This window comes from Bacillus sp. GbtcB10 (assembly GCF_019091365.1).
GTDB classification, from domain to species: Bacteria; Bacillota; Bacilli; order Bacillales; family Bacillaceae; genus Bacillus; species Bacillus altitudinis.
On record NZ_JAGXJP010000475.1, the window covers coordinates 1 to 229 of the forward strand.

Below are 229 nucleotides of genomic sequence, written 5' to 3' on the forward strand. Positions count from 1 at the left end.
TCAATTCCTGATTCGTTTAAAGCAGTTGAAATAACTGATAGAACAGAGCTCCAAATTTCAGTTGCATTGTGTTCTACCCAGCCTGGGTTCGGAAAATATTGATTGTATTCCTTCTGAGCTGTATGTGCAATTTTACCTTCTTGCTCAAATAAGATTGCTCTTGAGCTTGTTGTCCCTTGGTCTCATGCGAGGATATATTTTTCTTGTGCCATGGTGTTTTCCTCCCCTT

General features: G+C 39.7%; 1 pseudogene. It reads right to left on the minus strand.

The window, feature by feature from the left end:
- Nucleotides 1–212, minus strand: a pseudogene (locus tag KVT11_RS20875) (FGGY family carbohydrate kinase); the annotation flags it as partial.
- Nucleotides 213–229: the final 17 nt, after the last annotated feature.